The organism is Streptomyces tailanensis (genome assembly GCF_008386495.1).
Lineage (GTDB): Bacteria > Actinomycetota > Actinomycetes > Streptomycetales > Streptomycetaceae > Streptomyces > Streptomyces tailanensis.
Map to the genome: position 1 here is coordinate 53,906 of NZ_VTHJ01000030.1, position 19,278 is coordinate 73,183.

Below are 19,278 nucleotides of genomic sequence, written 5' to 3' on the forward strand. Positions count from 1 at the left end.
GTTCTTCGAGTTCTCCGTTCCCACAGACGACAGAACCGGTGGCCGCCGACGCCGACCTACACCCAGTAGGAGCGCACCACCATGCGAACTGCATTCAAAGCAAGCCTCAAAAAGACCACACTCGCTGTGGCATCCACCGCGCTGGCCCTGGCCGGGGTCATCGCCGGTTCCGGTTCCGCTCAGGCCGCCGCCGGGCCGGGCGGCGCGACGAACATCCGGGGCGTGGACCCTGGCGACACCGACTCGATGATCGAGCGGCTGTGCGGCCAGGAGACGAGCCTGACCGGCGTGTACGGCGCCCTCAACGTCCGTACCGGAGAGTTCAAGACCCACGACGAGTACCTGCGGGACGTGGTCGGCCTGTGGCTGCCGGCCGGTGACTGGGAGATCTTCCGCGGCTGGTGCGGCAACGTGCACGCCTCGACCTGGTCCATCAAGGGCGACACCGTCCGCACCTCGCCGTGGATCGGCAACCGCGGGTCGGAGGGCGACAAGGAGACCTTCGTCAGCAGCTACGGCACCAAGACGTTCGCGAAGAAGAGCGTCGGCGCCAACATCAGCCTCTCCGCCGCCAAGAGCATCTTCTCGGGCAGCGCGGGCGGCAGCTTCACCTACGAGTGGGGCTGGGAGAAGGAGTCCCGGTTCGAGCGCCGCAGCGAGAAGTCCATCCCGCCGTGCACCCAGGTCGCCGTGACCTGGACGCCGTACCAACGCGTGGTTCGGGTCAACCCGATCTTCTACGTCGAGGACTACCAGTGGAACAAGGGCGACGGTGACGTGACCGTCCACAGCTGGCGGGGCCGCGACTACCGCACGATCTACTCGTACGGCTACTACATCGACGGCATCTCCGACAAGCTCCTCCCCAACGGCCAGCCCGACGGCCGTGAGGACAAGGTGGAGGAGAAACTGGACCCGAAGACCTGCACCGACTGAGTCAGCCTGTCATTCCGTTCGAGGGCCACAAGATCTTTCTCGTGGCCCTCGAACCGCTTACCGGTTAAGCGAAGGTTTCGCGCAAGAATCGCATGTTTTGCGTGACCATAGCTTGACGCGTTTATGAGAGAACTCTGAGAAGCCTCCGACGGGCCTCCGATGAGCGCCGTGTTCCCTGCTGTGTGTTCCCCCAGACAAAACAGGTCCGGTGGCCGCCTACACCGGTCGACAGCAGTAGGAGCACCAACGTGGTATCCGTACTCAAGTCATTCCTGCAGAAGACCACCCTGGTCACGGCGTCCACCGCCATGGCCGTGACCGGTGTTCTCGCCGGCGCCGGTTCCGCCCAGGCCGCCGGGCCGATGGGCGCGCACAACATCCGGGGCATCGACCCCGGCAACACCGACTGGCTCATCGAGCTGTTCTGCAGCCAGGGCCGGGCGGAGGACGTCCACTTCGGTGCGTACAACGTCAAGACCGGCGAGTTCCGCAAGGAGTGGGACTACGTCGGGAAGATCAGCTCGGTCCGCGCTCCGCGCGGCGACTGGGAGGTCTTCACCGGGCGCTGCTTCTACCCGCAGGCCTCCACCTGGACCTACACGGGCAAGGAGGAGCGCATCTCGCAGTTCATCGCCAACCGGGGCTCCACGGACGACAAGGAGACGTTCGTCCGCGGCTACTCCAGCAAGACCTCGGCGTCGAAGAGCATCGGCGGCTCCGTCGACTTCGGTCTCGCCAAGAGCATCTTCACCGGCAAGCTCGGCGGCAACTTCAGCTACCAGTGGGGCTGGGAGGAGACCCGGTCGTTCGAGCGGCGCAGCGAGAAGTCCATCCCGCCGTGCACCCAGATCGCCGTGACCTGGAAGCCGTACAAGCGAGTCGTGCGCGTCAACCCGGTCATCGACATCTGGTCGTACGCCTGGAAGAACTCGGGCGGCTCGGTGACGCAGGTCGGCACGTGGCGCGGCCGCGACAGCTCGTACAAGCGCATCTACTCGTACGGCTACTACATCGACGGCCACTCCGACCAGCTCATCAAGACCTGGAACGGCACCAAGGAGCCCGACGGTGTGGAGAGCAAGATCGAGCAGAAGCTCAAGCCGTCGACCTGCGCCCGCTGATCCCTCCCCCGTTCGAGGGCTACGTGACCGTACTCACCGAGTACGGTCGCGTAGCCCTCGACCTGCTGAGAGCCCAGGGCACGACACCCGTGTCGTCGCCCGCGTGGGCCGTCAACCGACCCGGCGGGCCAGTACCTGTCCCGGCCAGGAGTCTGACAGGAAACGCTCGGTCGGTGTGAAGCCGTTGCGCTCGTAGAACGCGACCAGTTCGCCTCCGCCGCCCGCCCAGCAGTCGACCCGCAGCAGGTCCACGCCGGCCCGCCGGGTCTCCTCAGCGGCGTGGGCCAGCAGCGCCGCCCCGATGCCCCGCCCCGCGTACCGCCGGTCGGAGACCAGCAGCCGCACGTACCGCTCGGGTTCCCAGGCCGGCGCGATCGGCATCTGCGGGCTGGGTCCGGAGTCCAGCATCAGGGCCCCGACGGAGGTGCCGTCCAGCTCCGCGATGTAGGGGTCGTCCTCGGTCGTGTACCGCTCGACCCGCTCCGGCCCGCCGGCTCTCCGCGAGTACGGGATCGTGCCCCACTGCTCGGTGTTGCCGCGCGCGTTCATCCAGCTCACCGCGGAGTCGAGCATGGCGAGGACGGCCGCCGCGTCGGCGGGGCCGCCCGGCCTGATCCGTATGCCCGTGCCTTGGGTGATGTCGTCCACGGCGGAAGCTTAGTGGTCGAGTCTGGAAGTCCTTCGGGGGACGCAGCGGCGGGTGTTGGGCCCGATGGAGTCGGTCAGATGGCGGGGGCGGTAAGTGAGGGTCCGAGGGCGTCCCCCGGGACGCCAGGGCTTGGCAAGTCAGCGAAGCCGCATTAGACCCTACTTCATTATGAAGCAAGTACGTAACTCTCCGTCCAGCCTCGCTCGATGGAGAGTCTCTTCGACCCCCGGGTGAGGTCTGCCATGGCCCAGTTCACCGCAGGAGACGACACTCTGGCCCTCGAAGGCGCAGGAGCGGTCCGCAGCGCCTTCCACGCCATCGAACGCCTGCGCGCCCGCGGGGCCGAGGGGCGCGGGCTGAGCGCGGGGGCGCTCGACCTCCTGATCCGTCTGAGCGTCATACCCGATGGTGGGATCAGCATTGGCCAATGGCCCAGGCGGCTGGAGTGAGCTCACGCAATGTCACCGGAGGGGTCGACACCCTCGAACGCGACGGACTAAGCCACGTGGCTCGCTTGGCTGTTCGGACCTCAGGGATCTCCTCAGATCCCGCCGTTACACCAAGTACGGTACAGACCCGCGCTCGGTCGCCTGGCGTGGTCAGGCCACGCGGGCGCGGAGGCGGCGCAGCATGCGCGGATCCTCGAAACCTACGGAGCGGGCGGCGGCGTCGATCGTCGCGCCGTGGCTGATGAGGTGTTGGGCGCGTTCGAGGCGGAGGGTCTGCTGGTAGCGCAGCGGGGTGAGCCCGGTGGCGCGGCTGAAGAGACGGGTGAGGGTGCGTTCACTCACGCCGACGGCCGAGGCCAGGGTGGGCAGGGGGAGTGGTTGGTCGAAGCGGGCGTCGATGAGGTCCTGGGCGCGGTGCACGGTGTCGTGGAGGTGGGACCGGTGCCGGAGCATCACGCTGGCCTGAAGCTCATGGCCGTTGCGGCGAGCGTAGACGACCATGTCCCGGGCCACCTGGGCGGCGACGGCCGGGCCGTGCCGGGTCGCGACCAGGTGCAGGGCCATATCGACGCCGCTTGCGATGCCGGCCGAGGTGATCACCCGGTCGTCGGCGGTGAACAGGACGTCACGGACGACCACCGCCCTGGGGTGGCGCAGGGCCAGCTCGTCCTGCACGTCGTGGTGGGTGGTGCAGTGGCGGCCGTCGAGCAGGTCGGCCCGGCCGAGCGCCTCGGCTCCGGCGCAGACGCTGGCCACCGCTGCGTCCCCCGAAGGACTTCCAGACTCGACCACTTAGACATGACAGCGAAGGACCCGAGGCAGGTGCCTCGGGCCCTTCGGGAACTACTGAGCTGCTGAGCTGCTGAGCTGCTGAGCTGCGTCGACTACTGCACGATCGTGATCCGGTTCGCGACCGGCGGGGCCAGCGGGTTGCTCGCCGAGGAGTTGGCGATCAGGTAGGCCTCAAGCGCCGCGAGGTCGTCGCCGCCGACCAGGTCGTTCGTGCCCTGGCCGAGTGTGGGGATGCCGTCGCCGCCGCCCGCGAGGAAGCTGTTCGTCGCGACGCGGTACGTGGCGGTCGGGTCGATGGCCGCACCGTCCAGCTTGACGGAGTCGACGACGATGCGGTCGGCGCCGGACTTCGTCAGGTCGAGGGTGTACGTGAACCCGGTCGACGGCAGGAGGATCTTCGGGGACGCGGCGTTCGAGCCGGAGACCTGCTCCTGGAGGACCGAGATCAGCTGGGCGCCCGTGAAGTCCTGGAGGTTCACCGTGTTGGCGAACGGCTGGACGTCGAAGCCCTCGGCGTAGGTCACGACGCCGTCGCCCTCGGTGCCCTTGGCCGCGTAGGTGAGCGGCATGCGCACACCACCGGGATTCATCAGGGCGAGGTCGGTCTCCGGGTCCAGCGCCTTGCCGGCGGCGAGCTGCGCGTCGGCGATGAGATCGCCCAACGGGGACTCGGTGCCGGTGTTGGGGATGTCGGCGGATATGTAGCCGATGGCGCGGTTGCCGACGGGGGCCGCCAGGGTGTTCCACTTGCTGATGAGGGCCGTCATGTCCGCGGCCTTCTCGACGTCACGGGTGACGACGTGGTTGGCGGACTTCACGGCCGTACGGGAGATGTCCCCGGTCCAGCGGTCGTACGTCAGCGTCGTGTCGGTGTACAGCCGGCCGAAGGACGCGGCCGAGGTGACCGTGCGCGGCTTGCCCGACGGGTCGTTGATCGTGCACGCGTACGCGGCGTGCGTGTGGCCGGTGACGAGGGCGTCGACCTTCGGGGTGATGTTCTTGGCGATGTCGACGATCGGGCCGGAGATGCCGTCACCGGCGCCGGGCGAATCGCAGTCGTAGTTGTACGCGGTGGAGGCCGGGGCACCGCCCTCGTGGATCAGCGCGACGACCGACTTGACGCCCTGGCGCTCCAGCACCTTGGCGTACTTGTTGATCGTCTCGACCTCGTCCTTGAAGGTGAGGCCCTTGACGCCCTCGGCGGAGACGACGCCCGGGGTGTCCTCCAGGGTCACACCGATGAAGCCGATCTTGACGCCGTCCTTCTTCCACACCCAGTAGGGCTTCAGGAGCGGCTTCTTCGTCTTGTCGTCGATGACGTTCGCGGCGAGGTACGGGAAGTTCGCGCCCTCGAACTCCTCACCCTCGACGTAACAGCCGTCGGTGGGGTGGCAGCCGCCCTTCTGCATGCGGGCCAGTTCCTTGGCGCCCTCGTCGAACTCGTGGTTGCCGACGCTGGTCACGTCCAGGTCGAGGCCGTTGAGCGCCTCGATGGTGGGCTCGTCGTGGAAGAGACCGGAAATCAGCGGGGAGGCGCCGACCATGTCACCGGCGGCCGCCGTGATGGAGTACTTGCTGTCCTCGCGGGCCTTGCGCAGGTGCGTGGCCAGGTACTCGACACCACCGGCGTTGATCGTCTCGGTGTGGCCGTCCTCGTGGACATGCGTGACCCGGCCCGAGGAACCGGCCGGCGGCTCCAGGTTGCCGTGCAGGTCGTTGAACGACAGCAGCTGCACATCCTGGTACCGGCTCAGCTTGCCCTTGCCCGGCTTGTACGTCTTGGCCTCACCGGCGCTCGCCGGAATGGCGGCCGCCAGCGCGCCGACGGTCGCGATACCGGCCGCGACGGCGAGGATCCGGTTACGGCGGCTTCTACGGCGCTGCGCCTGGGGTGTGGCTGACATGTGCCCCCCTGGTTCTAAGGGTTCGTAAGGGTTCGTACGAGAAGTAAGAGAAACGTGAGAACAGGCCCCGTCCGGCCGAAGCCTAGGGTCAACGCGCGTAGCACGGGAGGGGGTTCATGGTTACGAGCTGATTGCCATCAAGGAGGACTGGTAACAAAGGGGGGCGAACAGCGCCCCGACAGGGGCGCGGGCCTGCGACATATGCGGCTCTGCCGCGTGGGCGCGATCAACCACACACAGCCCGCGGCCGCAAGACCCGGAAACCACCCGAGCTCTAAGGCGCCCCTACCCCCTGCGGAGCTAACCTCGTACCCATGACCAGCGACGACACGGCCTACCCCGGCGGAGCGCGCCAGATCACGACGCTCCTGGAACTCACCCCCGACCAAACCGAGGCCGTCCTCGCGCTGATCGCGGAAGCGGCCCACACGGACGGCCAGCAGGCCATCTCCGAACAAGGCCGACTCCAACTCCGCGGCGGCCCCCGCGAAGGGGTCCGGCACTTCCTGCTCACCGTCGGAGGCGTAGGCGACCAACTGGTCGGCTACGCCCAACTGGAAGACACAGACCCCGTGGAGGCCCCCGCCGCCGAGCTGGTCGTCCACCCCTCCCACCGGGGCCACGGCCACGGCCGAGCCCTGGGCTCCGCCCTCCTCGCCGAGTCCGGCAAGCGCCTGCGCGTGTGGGCGCACGGCGGCCACTCCGCCGCCCGCCACCTCGCCCAGGTCCTCGGCCTCACCCTCTTCCGCGAACTGCGCCAGATGCGCCGCGGCCTCGCCGACTTCGACCCGCCCGAGCCGGTCCTCCCCGACGGCGTCACCGTCCGCACCTTCGTCCCCGGCGAGGACGACGCGGCCTGGCTCGCGGCCAACGCGGAGGCCTTCGCCCACCACCCCGAACAGGGCAGCCTCACCCAGCGCGACCTCGACGACCGCAAGGCCGAGCCCTGGTTCGACCCGGCCGGCTTCTTCCTGGCCTTCCGGGGCGGTGAACTCGTCGGCTTCCACTGGACCAAGGTCCACGCCGCCGAACGGCTCGGCGAGGTCTACGTCGTCGGCGTCCGCCCCGGCGCCCAGGGCGGCGGCCTCGGCAAGGCACTCACCACGATCGGCCTGCGCCACCTAGCCGCACAGGGCCTGCCCACCGCGATGCTCTACGTCGACGCCGACAACAAGGCGGCGGTGACCGTGTACGAACGCCTCGGTTTCGTGACGTACGAGACGGACCTGATGTACCGCAGCGAAACCTGATGTAACGGGAGCCGGCGGGAGCCGACGGCAGTTATCCACAGACTGGGGGCGGTGATGTTGACACCGCCCCCTTTCTTGCACCACTCTTTCACTACTCAATTAGTGAAAGAGTGGTGCACGTGGTCGAGTATCGAATCGACCGGCGCAGCGGGGTCGCCACCTACCTGCAGATCGTCCAGCAGACGAAACAGGCCCTGCGTCTCGGCCTGCTGGAGCCAGGGGACAAGCTGCCCACGGCCCGCGAGGTCGTGGAGGCCACGGCGATCAACCCGAACACCGTCCTGAAGGCCTACCGCGAGTTGGAGCGCGAAGGCCTGGTCGAGGCACGGCGCGGTCTCGGCACGTTCGTACGGAAGTCGCTGGGGTCGACCCCGGCGGACTCCCCGTTGCATGCCGAGCTGTCCGCCTGGACGGACCGGGCCCGCGAGGCGGGACTCGAACGGGACGACGTGGCCGCGCTTTTCAACTCCGTACTGGAAGAACACTTCAAGGGGGACGAAGCATGACCGGCACAGCCCTGGAGGCAGCCGCACTCGGCAAGAAGTTCGGCCGACGGAAGGCCGGCTGGGCGCTGCACGACTGCACGCTGCGGATCCCGGCGGGGCGCGTCTGCGGGCTCGTCGGGCCGAACGGCGCGGGCAAGTCGACGCTCCTGGCCCACGCGGCCGGGCTGCTCGCGCCCACCGAGGGCAGCATCCGCGTGCTGGGTACGACCCCGGCGGCGGCCCGCGAGCGCATCGCGTACGTCGCCCAGGACAAGCCCCTCTACCCGCAGCTCACCGTCGCCGAGACCCTGCGCCTGGGCCGGGAGCTCAACCCCGGACACTGGGACGCGGCCGTCGCCGGGCGGGTCGTGGACGAGGGCGGCCTGGACCGGGACGCCAAGATCCGCTCCCTCTCCGGCGGCCAGCGCACCCGGGTCGCACTCGCCCTCGCTCTCGGCAAGCGCCCCGAACTGCTGCTCCTGGACGAGCCGATGGCCGACCTCGACCCGCTCGCCCGGCACCAGCTGATGGGCACCCTGCTCGCGGACTCCGCCGAGCACGGCACCACGGTTGTCATGTCCTCGCACGTAGTGGCCGAACTGGAGGGCTCCTGCGACCACTTGCTCCTCCTCGGCGAAGGCCGCGTCCGCCTCGCGGGCCCACTGGACGAACTCCTCGCCGCGCACACCCTGGTCACCGGCCCGTCCTCCGGCGACCTCGCCCCGCACACCGTCGTCGAGTCCCGTACGACAGGGCGTCAGGTCACCGCGCTCATCCGCCCCCGGGGCCCCGTCGGCGCCGGCTGGCAGACCGACGAACCGACCCTGGAGGAGCTGGTCCTCGCCCACCTGCGCGCACCGCAGGCCCCGGCGCTCACCCTCATGGACGACGGCGCGGACGGCGGCGAGACCGACGGGGCCGAGGTCCAGGAGGCCGCCGTATGAACGCCGCGACCGTCAAAGCGGCCGAGGCGGCCGGAGCCACGGAGACGGCCCCGGCCCCCCGCCCCATGAGCCCCACCCACGGCCTGTTCCGGGCCATGCTCCGCCTGCACCAGTCGGCCGTCTGGTTCTGGGGACTACTGGTGCTCCTGACCGCCGGCGCCCTGCTCTGGGCGGCCGGACCGGGCGTGGACGCCGCCTGGGCCGAGTACGACCGGCCGGGCTGCCACGACGGGGAGCCGAACCTGGGCTGCGACACCTCGGGCCCGGCGTACGACCGGTACGACACGGCCGTCCAGCTAGCCTCGGCCGTCATCGGCCTCGCCCCGATCCTGGCCGCCCTCTGGGCGGGCGCCTCACTCATCGGCCGCGAACTGGAGAACGGCACGGCCCAGTTGGCCTGGACCCAGTCCGTCTCCCCCGCCCGCTGGCTGGCCGCCAAGCTCGCCGTGCCCGCCGCCCTGCTCACCGCCGGCATGCTCCTGCTGACCCTGTCGCACCGGCTGATGTGGTCGGAGCACATCGGGAAGTGGGGCCAGTGGGGCACCTGGGAGTGGTACGAGAGCCAGATCCTCATCGCCAACGGCCCCCTCGCCACCGCCCACGTCCTGCTCGGCCTCGCCGCCGGCGTCCTGACCGGCCTGCTCACCCGTAGGTCCCTGACCTCCCTCGGCTACGGCTTCTTCGCCATGGTCGGCCTGCTCTACGTACTCGGACTGCTGCGCCCGTACCTGTGGCCGGCCGTGACCGCGACGACGACGCCGAAGGAGGGCTATCCGGACATCCTCGGCATGACAGTCACGGAGGGCGCCCTGGGCCCCGGCGGTGACCGGGTCCCGGACCCCTGTCTCGCCAACGCCAAGTGCGCCCTCGGCGCCGACGGCATCACCGGCTACTACCGCGACTACCACCCCTCCTCCCACTTCTGGCCCCTCCAGCTCGTCGAGACCGGCATCGCCCTCGCCGTCACCGCCCTGCTGGTCCTGGCCGCCTTCGTCCTGCTGCGCCGCCGTACGGAAGGCGTCTCGTCCCCGCGTACGGGAGGCACCCCATGACCACCGCCGCACGCGCCACCATCGCTCCCCCCAGCCATGACGGCCCGCGTCCCCGCGGCCTGACCTGGACCGTCCTGCGCCTGCACCGCCCGGCGCTGCTGGTCTGGACCGCGTACGTACTGCTGCTGGCCGGATGGCTGCTCTGGCTGCGGTTCGTGACGCTGGAGCAGGCCAGTACGAAGCTGAGCGGCTGCCCGCTGTCGGAGTCCGACTGCACCGACGCCGAGGCGATGATGGCCTTCGGCGACGGCGTCGGCACGACCGGGACGCTCATCGCCTACCTCACCTACGGCGTCGCCGCCTGGGCCGGCGCCTCGCTCGGCCGCGAGCTGGAACGTGGCACGGCCCAGCTGGCCTGGACCCAGTCCGTCACCCCGACCCGTTGGCTGGCGACCGGACTGGCCGTGCCCGCCGTGGCCCTCACCCTCGGCACGACCGTGCTGTTCCTCCTCTACCGCGCGGTCTGGGCGCCGAAGCACGACATGTACGGCTACCAGTGGTACAACCCGGAGCCCATGGTGGCCCTCGGCCCCCTGACCGTGGCGTACGCCCTGTGCGGGCTGGCCGTCGGCGCCCTGGTGGGCCTGGCGCTGAAACGGGCGCTGCCGGCGCTCGCCGTGGCCTTCGGCTTCATGGTCCTGTTCCACGTGTACCTCGACCGGAACACCAGATGGCTGTGGCCCACCGAGCGGCTCACGGGCTTCGCCGCGACCACGGTGCCGGACAGCGCGGAGCACATCGACCTCGGTGTGATCACCGAGTCGGGCGTCCGGGCCGACGACGTCCTCCTGAACTGCTTCGGCGCCGAGAGCGAAGCCGCCTTCTCCGCATGCATGGCCAACCACGACCTCACCGGCCTGTACCGCGACGTCCACCCGCCCTCCCACTTCTGGCCCCTGCACCTCATGGCCACCGGTGTCGTCCTCGCCGTCACCGCCCTGGCCGCCGTCACGGCCTTCTGGTTGCTGCGCCGCCGCACAGCCACCCGCTGACGACCGACCCGCCGCATCCACACCCACGGACGGCCCCCGGACCGGTACGCCCCTCCTACGAGGGGAGGGACGTGCCAAAGGCGTGTCCGCGGCTCTACCGGAGGGCTTCGGGCGCCCCCGCGGACGCCCGTGAGCCTCCCTGCGATAGCCCGCACGTAAGGTCCCCGTAACCGGCGATTCAGACGACCTTGCGACGCTTCCGCAATGAACCCCGTCGTGCCCGAGCCCTCGCCTCCCCCACGCAGCGGCCCAAGCAACGGGAAGAGCGCGGGGGTTGGCCACCATGCGGCCACGGCGGCCACGGCCGCCGACCCGGCCGTACCCCCGGACGCCACCGCCGACACCACCACCGACGCAGCAGCCGGCTCCACCGCCGATGTCGCCGCCGACGCCACCGCCCACGTCGCCGATGTCGTCGCCAGGATCGACGCGGACATCGCCGGAAATGTCGCCCCGCTCCCGGCCGCGCTCCCACCAGCCCTCTCCGACGCGCCCGTAATGCTCACGGCGCGGAAGAATGGTGTTATGAGCCAGTCCAACGCCCAGGCCACCCAGGTCCAGCACCCGCAGCCGTCCGTCGGTTCCATAGCCAACCACCGCCGGCACGCCACGACGGCCGCGGTCTCCGACCTGGAACCCGACCTCGACGCCGACCTCGACGCGTACGAGGAGGCCCCTTACGACGGCGAGCAGCTGCCCCAGGGCCGCTTCCTGGACCGGGAGCGCAGCTGGCTCGCGTTCAACGAGCGGGTCCTCGAACTCGCCGAGGACCCCAACACGCCCCTGCTCGAACGGGCGAACTTCCTGGCGATCTTCGCCAGCAACCTGGACGAGTTCTTCATGGTCCGCGTGGCCGGCCTGAAGCGCCGTATCGCCACCGGCGTGGCCACCCGCTCCGCCTCCGGCCTCCAGCCCCGCGAGGTGCTGGAGATGATCTGGGCCCGCTCCCGGGAGCTGATGGCCCGGCACGCCGCCTGCTTCCACGAGGACGTCGCCCCCGCGCTGGCCGAGGAGGGCGTCCACCTCGTCCGCTGGAGCGAGCTGACGGAGAAGGAGCAGGCCCGCCTCTTCACGCTGTTCAAGCACCAGATCTTCCCGGTCCTCACCCCGCTGGCCGTGGACCCGGCCCACCCCTTCCCGTACATCTCGGGTCTCTCGCTGAACCTGGCCGTGGTCGTCCGCAACCCGGTCTCCGGTCACCGGCACTTCGCCCGCGTCAAGGTCCCGCCGCTGCTCTCCCGCTTCCTGGAGGCCTCCCCGAACCGGTACGTGCCGCTCGAGGACGTGATCGCGGCGCACCTCGAAGAGCTGTTCCCGGGCATGGAGGTCCTTGAGCACCACACCTTCCGCCTCACCCGCAACGAGGACCTGGAGGTCGAGGAGGACGACGCCGAGAACCTCCTCCAGGCCCTGGAGAAGGAGCTCATGCGGCGCCGCTTCGGCCCGCCGGTGCGCCTGGAGGTCGAGGAGTCCATCGACCAGTACGTCCTTGACCTGCTCGTACGCGAGCTGAAGATCAAGGAGGCCGAGGTCTACCCGCTGCCGGGCCCCCTCGACCTCACCGGTCTCTTCGGCATCGGCGCCCTCGACCGCCCCGAGCTGAAGTACCCCAAGTACATCGCCGGCACCCACCGCGACCTGGCCGAGGTCGAGTCGGCGTCGGCGCCCGACATCTTCGCTGCCCTGCGCGAGCGCGACGTCCTGCTGCACCACCCGTACGACAGCTTCTCCACGTCCGTGCAGGCATTCCTGGAGCAGGCGGCCGACGACCCGGACGTCCTCGCGATCAAACAGACCCTGTACCGGACCTCGGGCGACTCCCCGATCGTCGACGCGCTGATCGACGCCGCCGAGTCCGGCAAGCAGGTCCTCGTCCTGGTGGAGATCAAGGCCCGCTTCGACGAGCAGGCCAACATCAAGTGGGCGAAGAAGCTGGAGGAGGCGGGCTGCCACGTGGTCTACGGCCTCGTCGGCCTCAAGACCCACTGCAAGCTCTCCCTGGTGGTCCGCCAGGAGGGCGAGACCCTCCGCCGCTACTCGCACGTGGGCACGGGCAACTACCACCCGAAGACGGCCCGCCTCTACGAGGACCTGGGCCTGCTGACGGCGGACCCGCAGGTCGGCGCGGACCTGTCCGACCTGTTCAACCGGCTCTCCGGCTACTCCCGCCGCGAGACCTACCGCCGTCTCCTCGTCGCCCCCAAGTCCCTGCGCGACGGCCTGATCGCCCGCATCGACAAGGAAGTCCAGCACCACCGCGCCGGACGTCCCGCGCATGTCCGCATCAAGGTCAACTCGATGGTCGACGAGGCCCTCATCGACGCCTGCTACCGCGCCTCCCAGGCCGGTGTGCCGGTCGACATCTGGGTGCGCGGCATCTGCGCGGTACGCCCGGGCGTCCCCGGCCTGTCGGACAACGTGCGCGTACGGTCCGTACTCGGCCGTTTCCTGGAGCACTCCCGGATCTTCGGCTTCGGCAACGGCGGCGAGCCCGAGGTGTGGATCGGCAGCGCCGACATGATGCACCGCAACCTCGACCGCCGGATAGAAGCCCTGGTAAGGGTGACCGACCCGGCCCACCGGGCGGCCCTCAACCGCCTGCTCGAGACCGGTATGTCCGACACGACCTCCTCCTGGCACCTCGGTCCGGACGGCGAGTGGACCCGGCACTCGACCGACGGCGACGGCCAGCCCCTGCGCAATGTCCAGGAGATGCTCATTGACGCCCGGAGGCGCCGGCGTGGCAACGCAACACCTTGACCCCACGGACCCCACCGCCGTGCCCGCGGACGCCCTCGCCGGCTATCTGCGGGCGCGTGCCACGGAGTTCCTCCGCGCGCTGCGCACCTACCGGGAGACCGGTGGGGGCGCGGGCGCCGGAACCGAGGAGTCCACCGACGCGGCCCTCGCCCTGCGCCGCTCGGCCCGCCGTATCAGCGGCACCCTCCACACCTTCCGCCCCCTCCTGGACGCGGACTGGTCCGAATCCCTCCGCCCCGAACTAGCCTGGCTCTCCGGCACACTGGGCCGCGAACACGCCTACGCGGCCCGCCTGGACCGCCTGGTCACAGCCCTGAACCGGCTGTCGGGAGCGACGGCATTCCCGACCCAGTCGGTGGTGGGCAGCCGTTCTGCGGGCAACCGTTCCGCCGCCGCCCCCGCTGTGGGCAGTCGTTCCGCTGGGGCGGAACGGGTGGGCACAGCGGAACCCGGCACCGCCGGCCCAGGTACCCGCCCCACCAGCACCCCCGACCGCGGCAACCTCACAGTAGGCGCGGCCAAAGCCGGCGCCCTCCTCGACCGCCAGCTCACCCTAGCCCGCACCCGCGCCCACTCGGCGGCCCTGCAGGCCCTCGGCTCCTCCCGCTTCCACGCCGTCGCGGACAGCGTCGCCGTCCTCGCCAGCGAGGTCCCGCTCACCCCCACCGCGGCCACCGCCGACCTCCGCCCCCTGGCCGCCGCCGCCCACGACCGCCTCTGCGACGCGGTCACCGGCCTCCCCCTGGTCACCGCCGGCCACCCCTACAACGCCGAGGCCCTCATCCACGGCCTCTCCCCCGACACCACCCCCCACCCCCAGGACGCCCCCTGGCACCAGGTCCGCCTCCTCCTGCGCCTGCACCGCTACGCCCTGGAGGTCCGCCACGGCGACGCGGTCCCCGCGGACCTGCGCATCCTCGCCGCCTGCGAGGCCCTCAACCGCCACCGCGACGCCTCCGAGGCGGCTTCCGCGGCGGCCGCCGCCGCCCGTACTCCCCGTATCGCCCCGGCCACCGCCTACGCCCTCGGTGTCCTCCACGCCGACCAGCGCCACGAAGTGGAGGCAGCCCGTTTCGCGTTCCAGCAGTCCTGGCAGAAGGAGGCGGTGAGCACCCCTTGACCGACAGCATCATCCACGCGGCGGGCTGCGTCCTGTGGCGCAGCTCCCCCCTAGGGCGTGCTGCGAAAGTCCCGTCTGCCTGGCGACGCCCGGCACGCTCCCCCACTCTCGGCTTCGCTCGAGCGGGGGGACCCCCGTGACGCCGCCAGGCCCGCCCTCCGGGCGGACGACGGGACTTTCGCAGCACGCCCTAGCCGAAGAGCTGGAAATCTGCCTGGTCCACCGGCCGAAGTACAACCTCGGCGGGATGTAGAAGCCATGGGATGTGCACCGGTGGTTCGCGCGGCGGGCTGTGTGCTGTGGCGTCGCTCGTCCGCCGGCAAGCTGGAGCTGGCGTTGGTCTACAGGCCCAAGTGGGCTGATTGGTCCTGGCCCAAAGGCAAGCTCAAGCAGGGCGAGACGTTCGAAGATGCGGCTCGTCGTGAAGTGCTGGAAGAGACCGGCCACAGGTGCCGGCTGGGGACAGAGCTCCCGTCATCCCAGTACACCGACCATCGGGGTCGGCTCAAAGAGGTCCGCTACTGGGCGGCAGAGGCAGCCGACGGAGCCTTTGAGTCCAACGACGAAGTAAGCGATCTTCTCTGGCTCACGCCGGACGAAGCCCGAAACAGGCTCACACACGAGAGGGACCGGGACCTGATCTCGATAGCGCTCATCACCATCGGTACGGATGACGGCACGAGGGGGCGGTGATGGCGGAGCAGCAGGAACGACGTCAGGACGGGCCCGCCGACCGTCAGCGTCGCTCACTGGGTGGCCGCAGAGTCAGAGAGGGAGCGGGGGCCCCGCACGCTGGCGCCGCACTCGGCGTCCCAGATCGCACGGCAACGCTAACCCGATCGGCCCAGGGCACCGCAAGCCTGCGAGCCGACCATCACACGATCGAGTTAAAGCGGCCTTGTGCGGACTCCTCGGCGAACAGTTGCGAACCCCCAACCGCGAGGTGGACAGGGTCCGTTGGCTAACCCCGCCCGCCGCCCGCGAACAACTCACCCAGCCCCGGGACCACGAACTGATCGACGAGTTCCTGTCGACCCTCCGCCACGCATAGCACTCACGCATTGCGCTTAGGCATTGCGCTTACGCATTGCGCTTACGCGACGGACGCGGCGTGCCCCTCCGCGTCCGTCCGGGCCGTGCTCCGCGCTCTGCGCGCCGGCCCCCGCCACCCGCACGTACAGCGGGCCAGGCAGAAGCGGCCCTGCTCGACGGTGGTCGTGCGGTGCGGCTCTGAAGGTGGGGGGTCATCATCCTGCGCCACCCGCACAACGTTACCCAAGGCAAGTACGGCGACCAGCAGCAGCCACCCCGGCGTGACGACCTCCCCTACCCGTCGTTAACCGAACGACAGGAGGACCCGGTACGGACCGGCCAGGGGGTTTGCGGGCGATGGTGGCGCGGCGGCACAGCAGGACGGGCGCGGTGATCGTCGCAGCGGGGCTGATGGTCTCTCCCCTGGGCTGCGGCAGGGCCGTCGGCGGCGGCGACTCCCTCTCCGCCGACCCCGTCGAACTCCTCCACCGCGCCGCCCCCACCCTCGCCGACGCGGGCAGCTCCAGGGCCCGTACGGAGATGGAGATGGCCACCGGCGGCACCCGCGTGACCATCCGGGGCGAGGGCGTCTACGACTACGGCAGACAGCTCGGCAGGCTGGAGGTGCTGCTTCCGCACGACGCGGCCGGCACCGGCGAGCACCGCCCGATCACCGAACTCCTCGCCCCCGGCGCCCTGTTCATGAAGAACCGCGGCGCGGGCGTCCCCGCCGACAAATGGGTCCGCGTCGACACCGCCACCCTCTCCGACGGCAACCTGGTCACCGGCGGCGCCACCGACCCGTTCGCCGCCGCCGAGGTACTGCGCGGGACGCGCACGGCGACGTACGTCGGGGAGACCGAGATCGAGGGCACCCGGGTCCGTCACTACCGCGGCACCGCCGACCTCACCGCCGCCTCCCGCACCGCCTCGGTGGGCAACCGCGCACCCCTGCGCGCCGCGGCCAAGGGCTTCGCCACCGCTCGTGTCCCCTTCGACGTCTACCTCGACGACGAGGGCCGCATCCGCAAGATCCGCCACCGCTTCAGCTTCGTCAACGGCAGCCGCCCGGGCACGGTCGCCGTCGCCTCGACGACGACGCTGTACGACTTCGGCGTCCCCGTCACCGTACGACTGCCGAGGTCACAGGACATCTACGCCGGGAAGATCGCCGAGGAATAGAGGAACAGCGGCGGTCGAGCGGACCGGGTGGCGGAGAAAGCAGGGCCGGAAATGGTCCGTTGGTGCCATGCGCGGGCTGTGCGCCCCTGCCTACCCTAGGAAGCCGGTGACGGCGGGAAGAGGTGATGCACGTGGCTCCGGCAGGCGGTACGGCGGTTCAGGACCACGTGGCCCTCGCCGAGATCGAACTCTGCGGCGACCTCATCATCGCCGCCTCCACCACCGACGGCGACCGCCTCAGCCCCGACCGCATCGACGAGGTGCTGCGGGTCTGGGAGGAACGCGCCCAGGACGGCCAGTAGCCCGCCGGGCCCGTGTACGACGAAATCCGGCCACCCCCAGAACCCGCCTCAGGTCCGCAGCAGTCGACCGATCGCCTTCGTCGCCTCCTCCACCTTCGCGTCGATCTCATCGCCGCCCTTGAGGGCCGCGTCGGCGACGCAGTGCCGCAGGTGCTCCTCAAGGAGTTGCAACGCGAAGGACTGGAGCGCCTTGGTGGACGCGGAGACCTGCGTGAGTATGTCGATGCAGTAGACGTCCTCCTCGACCATGCGCTGGAGCCCGCGGATCTGACCCTCGATGCGCCGCAGACGCTTCAGGTGTTCGTCCTTCTGCTTGTGGTACCCGTGGATTCCACGGTCGTGGTCGGTGATCACCACGTCGCCGGTCTCCTCGGCGGGCGCCGTCGCTCCAGCCTCGGTGGTCGTCATCGCGTCCTCCCACAGACGTCTCGCGGCATATACCCCAGGTGGGTATATGGTAACCAACTTTGTTGGGTAGGGGGTCTGTGGCCGCCACGCCCCCATGTCGAGCAGGAAAACTCATGGGCGACACTGGGGGGACGGCCCATTAGCCGTGGCCGGATGATGCGCCTAGCATCAGCCTGACCGAAACCAATGCATACCGAGGACCCCACGTGCGCTTTCGTCTGACCCCCAGGGAGACGAGCTTCTATGACATGTTCGCCGCATCCGCGGACAACATCGTCACGGGCTCGAAACTCCTGATGGAATTGCTCGGGGCGGACACCGCCGGCCGGGCCGAGATCGCGGAACGCATGCGGGCAGCGGAACACGCCGGTGACGACGCCACGCATGCGATCTTCCACCAGCTGAACTCCTCGTTCATCACGCCCTTCGACCGCGAGGACATCTACTCCCTCGCGTCCTCCCTCGACGACATCATGGACTTCATGGAGGAGGCCGTCGACCTGGTCGTCCTCTACAACGTCGAGGAACTCCCCAAGGGCGTCGAGCAGCAGATCGAGGTACTGGCACGTGCCGCCGAACTGACGGCCGAGGCGATGCCGAACCTGCGCACCATGGACAACCTCACCGAGTACTGGATCGAGGTCAACCGGCTGGAGAACCAGGCGGACCAGATCCACCGCAAGCTCCTTGCCCACCTCTTCAACGGCAAGTACGACGCCATCGAGGTTCTCAAGCTCAAGCAGATCGTGGATGTGCTGGAGGAGGCCGCGGACGCCTTCGAGCACGTGGCGAACACGGTGGAGACCATCGCCGTCAAGGAGTCCTGACCTCTCCATGGACACCTTCGCTCTGGTCGTGACCATCGGCGTCGCGCTCTTCTTCACGTACACGAACGGCTTCCACGACTCGGCGAACGCGATCGCGACCTCCGTGTCGACCCGTGCGCTGACGCCGAGGGCCGCGCTCGCGATGGCAGCGGTCATGAACCTGGCAGGCGCGTTCCTCGGCAGCGGCGTGGCCAAGACCGTCAGCGAGGGTCTGATCCAGACCCCCGAGGGCTCCAAGGGGATGGGCATCCTCTTCGCCGCCCTCGTCGGCGCGATCACCTGGAACATGGTCACGTGGTACTTCGGCCTGCCGTCCTCCTCGTCCCACGCGCTGTTCGGCGGCATGGTGGGCGCGGCCCTGGCGGGCGGTACGACGGTCTACTGGTCCGGCGTCCTGGAGAAGATCATCATCCCGATGTTCGTCTCCCCCCTCGTAGGCATGGCCGTCGGCTACCTGGTGATGACCGCGATCATGTGGATCTTCCGCCGGTCCAACCCGCACAAGGCCAAGCGCGGCTTCCGTATCGCCCAGACCGTCTCGGCCGCTGGCATGGCACTCGGCCACGGCCTCCAGGACGCCCAGAAGACGATGGGCATCGTCGTGATGGCCCTGGTCATCGCCGACGTCGAGGACTACGGCGACCCCATCCCGGTCTGGGTCAAGATCCTCTGCGCGGTCATGCTCTCCCTCGGCACATACGCCGGCGGGTGGCGCATCATGCGCACGCTGGGCCGCAAGATCATCGAACTCGACCCCCCACAGGGCTTCGCCGCCGAAACAACCGGCGCGTCGATCATGTTCACCACGGCGTTCCTCTTCAAGGCCCCCATCTCCACAACCCACGTCATCACCTCAGCGATCATGGGCGTAGGCGCCACCAAGCGCGTGAACGCGGTCCGCTGGGGCGTGGCGAAGAACATCATCCTGGGCTGGTTCATCACGATGCCGGCGGCGGCAACGGTGGCCGCGACCAGCTTCTGGATCGTGAACCTGGCGTTCCTGTAAGTGCGGCTGAGTGGGGGTTGCTCGCGCAGTTCCCCGCGCCCCTTAAAAGCCAGGGGGCACCCCCAGT

The 19,278-nt window shown here is 69.7% G+C and carries 18 protein-coding genes and 1 pseudogene; 15 read left to right on the forward strand and 4 right to left on the reverse strand.

Features of this window, described 5'->3' with window-relative positions; all coding sequences use genetic code 11:
- The first annotated feature begins 126 nt into the window (after nt 1–126).
- Together F3T56_RS23955 and F3T56_RS23960 are read left to right on the forward strand one after the other, a co-directional pair.
- Nucleotides 127–936 (forward strand): hypothetical protein, encoded by an 810-nt coding sequence (locus tag F3T56_RS23955; RefSeq protein WP_246203793.1) that lies wholly within the window; start codon nt 127–129, stop codon nt 934–936.
- A 248-nt stretch (nt 937–1,184) separates the two neighbouring features.
- Nucleotides 1,185–2,057: a hypothetical protein gene (locus tag F3T56_RS23960; RefSeq protein WP_149827439.1), complete on the forward strand. Its 873-nt coding sequence runs from the start codon at nt 1,185–1,187 to the stop codon at nt 2,055–2,057.
- Between the two features lie 111 nt (nt 2,058–2,168).
- Here F3T56_RS23960 and F3T56_RS23965 read toward each other — a convergent pair whose 3' ends face one another.
- Entirely contained in the window at nt 2,169–2,630 is a 462-nt protein-coding gene (locus tag F3T56_RS23965; RefSeq protein WP_149827478.1) for a GNAT family N-acetyltransferase, read from the reverse strand.
- Nucleotides 2,631–2,912: 282 nt separating this feature from the next.
- Here F3T56_RS23965 and F3T56_RS23970 point away from each other — a divergent pair, with 282 nt between their 5' ends.
- Nucleotides 2,913–3,155, forward strand: coding sequence for a hypothetical protein (locus F3T56_RS23970; RefSeq protein WP_149827440.1), 243 nt, complete (start codon nt 2,913–2,915; stop codon nt 3,153–3,155).
- 150 nt (nt 3,156–3,305) lie between these two features.
- Here the strand turns inward: F3T56_RS23970 and F3T56_RS23975 are convergent.
- Together F3T56_RS23975 and F3T56_RS23980 are read right to left on the reverse strand one after the other, a co-directional pair.
- Nucleotides 3,306–3,911: pseudogene (locus tag F3T56_RS23975) on the reverse strand (GlxA family transcriptional regulator); the annotation flags it as partial.
- Between the two features lie 128 nt (nt 3,912–4,039).
- A complete protein-coding gene (locus tag F3T56_RS23980; RefSeq protein ID WP_149827441.1) occupies nt 4,040–5,851 on the reverse strand; it encodes a bifunctional metallophosphatase/5'-nucleotidase in 1,812 nt (603 codons plus the stop codon).
- 314 nt (nt 5,852–6,165) lie between these two features.
- Between F3T56_RS23980 and mshD the strand changes: the two genes are divergently transcribed.
- The 10 genes from mshD to F3T56_RS46330 all read left to right on the forward strand — a co-directional run bounded on the left by mshD (nt 6,166) and on the right by F3T56_RS46330 (nt 16,970).
- Nucleotides 6,166–7,101 carry a mycothiol synthase gene (mshD, locus tag F3T56_RS23985; protein WP_149827442.1) on the forward strand — a complete coding sequence of 312 codons (936 nt, stop codon included), beginning with the start codon at nt 6,166–6,168 and terminating at the stop codon, nt 7,099–7,101.
- 119 nt (nt 7,102–7,220) lie between these two features.
- Nucleotides 7,221–7,607, forward strand: a complete 387-nt coding sequence (locus F3T56_RS23990) for a GntR family transcriptional regulator (RefSeq protein WP_149827443.1) — start codon at nt 7,221–7,223, stop codon at nt 7,605–7,607.
- Nucleotides 7,604–8,530, forward strand: coding sequence for an ABC transporter ATP-binding protein (locus F3T56_RS23995; protein WP_149827444.1), 927 nt, complete (start codon nt 7,604–7,606; stop codon nt 8,528–8,530). The genes F3T56_RS23990 and F3T56_RS23995 overlap by 4 nt, the downstream gene beginning before the upstream one ends.
- Nucleotides 8,527–9,582, forward strand: coding sequence for an ABC transporter permease (locus F3T56_RS24000; protein ID WP_246203794.1), 1,056 nt, complete (start codon nt 8,527–8,529; stop codon nt 9,580–9,582). The genes F3T56_RS23995 and F3T56_RS24000 overlap by 4 nt, the downstream gene beginning before the upstream one ends.
- The gene (locus F3T56_RS24005; protein WP_149827445.1) at nt 9,579–10,574 is read left to right on the forward strand and encodes an ABC transporter permease; all 996 of its coding nucleotides are present in this window, start codon (nt 9,579–9,581) and stop codon (nt 10,572–10,574) included. Before F3T56_RS24000 ends, F3T56_RS24005 begins: the two co-directional genes overlap by 4 nt.
- Before the next feature lie 525 nt (nt 10,575–11,099).
- On the forward strand, nt 11,100–13,334 hold the full coding sequence (locus F3T56_RS24010) for an RNA degradosome polyphosphate kinase (RefSeq protein WP_172639107.1): 2,235 nt from the start codon (nt 11,100–11,102) through the stop codon (nt 13,332–13,334).
- Nucleotides 13,315–14,454 carry a CHAD domain-containing protein gene (locus F3T56_RS24015; RefSeq protein ID WP_172639101.1) on the forward strand — a complete coding sequence of 380 codons (1,140 nt, stop codon included), beginning with the start codon at nt 13,315–13,317 and terminating at the stop codon, nt 14,452–14,454. The genes F3T56_RS24010 and F3T56_RS24015 overlap by 20 nt, the downstream gene beginning before the upstream one ends.
- A gap of 258 nt (nt 14,455–14,712) precedes the next feature.
- Complete coding sequence (locus F3T56_RS24020) at nt 14,713–15,147, forward strand: NUDIX hydrolase (RefSeq protein ID WP_149827447.1); 435 nt, start codon at nt 14,713–14,715, stop codon at nt 15,145–15,147.
- Between the two features lie 696 nt (nt 15,148–15,843).
- A complete protein-coding gene (locus tag F3T56_RS24025; protein WP_149827448.1) occupies nt 15,844–16,668 on the forward strand; it encodes an SCO4651 family lipoprotein in 825 nt (274 codons plus the stop codon).
- Nucleotides 16,669–16,799: 131 nt separating this feature from the next.
- On the forward strand, nt 16,800–16,970 hold the full coding sequence (locus F3T56_RS46330) for a hypothetical protein (protein ID WP_172639095.1): 171 nt from the start codon (nt 16,800–16,802) through the stop codon (nt 16,968–16,970).
- Nucleotides 16,971–17,018: 48 nt separating this feature from the next.
- On the opposite strand, the gene F3T56_RS24030 is transcribed toward F3T56_RS46330, so the two are convergent.
- A complete protein-coding gene (locus F3T56_RS24030) occupies nt 17,019–17,378 on the reverse strand; it encodes a metal-sensitive transcriptional regulator (protein ID WP_149827449.1) in 360 nt (119 codons plus the stop codon).
- A 206-nt stretch (nt 17,379–17,584) separates the two neighbouring features.
- Between F3T56_RS24030 and F3T56_RS24035 the strand changes: the two genes are divergently transcribed.
- Complete coding sequence (locus F3T56_RS24035; RefSeq protein ID WP_015659485.1) at nt 17,585–18,205, forward strand: DUF47 domain-containing protein; 621 nt, start codon at nt 17,585–17,587, stop codon at nt 18,203–18,205.
- A gap of 7 nt (nt 18,206–18,212) precedes the next feature.
- On the forward strand, nt 18,213–19,211 hold the full coding sequence (locus F3T56_RS24040) for an inorganic phosphate transporter (protein ID WP_149827450.1): 999 nt from the start codon (nt 18,213–18,215) through the stop codon (nt 19,209–19,211).
- Nucleotides 19,212–19,278: the final 67 nt, after the last annotated feature.

Coding starts and splice junctions, on each gene's coding strand:
- F3T56_RS23965 (WP_149827478.1), bottom strand. CDS start 2,630: ATGCTCGACTCCGCGGTGAGCTGGATGAACGCGCGCGGCAACACCGAG.
- F3T56_RS23970 (WP_149827440.1), top strand. CDS start 2,913: ATGGAGAGTCTCTTCGACCCCCGGGTGAGGTCTGCCATGGCCCAGTTC.
- F3T56_RS23980 (WP_149827441.1), bottom strand. CDS start 5,851: ATGTCAGCCACACCCCAGGCGCAGCGCCGTAGAAGCCGCCGTAACCGG.
- mshD (WP_149827442.1), top strand. CDS start 6,166: ATGACCAGCGACGACACGGCCTACCCCGGCGGAGCGCGCCAGATCACG.
- F3T56_RS23995 (WP_149827444.1), top strand. CDS start 7,604: ATGACCGGCACAGCCCTGGAGGCAGCCGCACTCGGCAAGAAGTTCGGC.
- F3T56_RS24000 (WP_246203794.1), top strand. CDS start 8,527: ATGAACGCCGCGACCGTCAAAGCGGCCGAGGCGGCCGGAGCCACGGAG.
- F3T56_RS24005 (WP_149827445.1), top strand. CDS start 9,579: ATGACCACCGCCGCACGCGCCACCATCGCTCCCCCCAGCCATGACGGC.
- F3T56_RS24010 (WP_172639107.1), top strand. CDS start 11,100: ATGAGCCAGTCCAACGCCCAGGCCACCCAGGTCCAGCACCCGCAGCCG.
- F3T56_RS24020 (WP_149827447.1), top strand. CDS start 14,713: ATGGGATGTGCACCGGTGGTTCGCGCGGCGGGCTGTGTGCTGTGGCGT.
- F3T56_RS24025 (WP_149827448.1), top strand. CDS start 15,844: ATGGTGGCGCGGCGGCACAGCAGGACGGGCGCGGTGATCGTCGCAGCG.
- F3T56_RS24030 (WP_149827449.1), bottom strand. CDS start 17,378: ATGACGACCACCGAGGCTGGAGCGACGGCGCCCGCCGAGGAGACCGGC.
- F3T56_RS24040 (WP_149827450.1), top strand. CDS start 18,213: ATGGACACCTTCGCTCTGGTCGTGACCATCGGCGTCGCGCTCTTCTTC.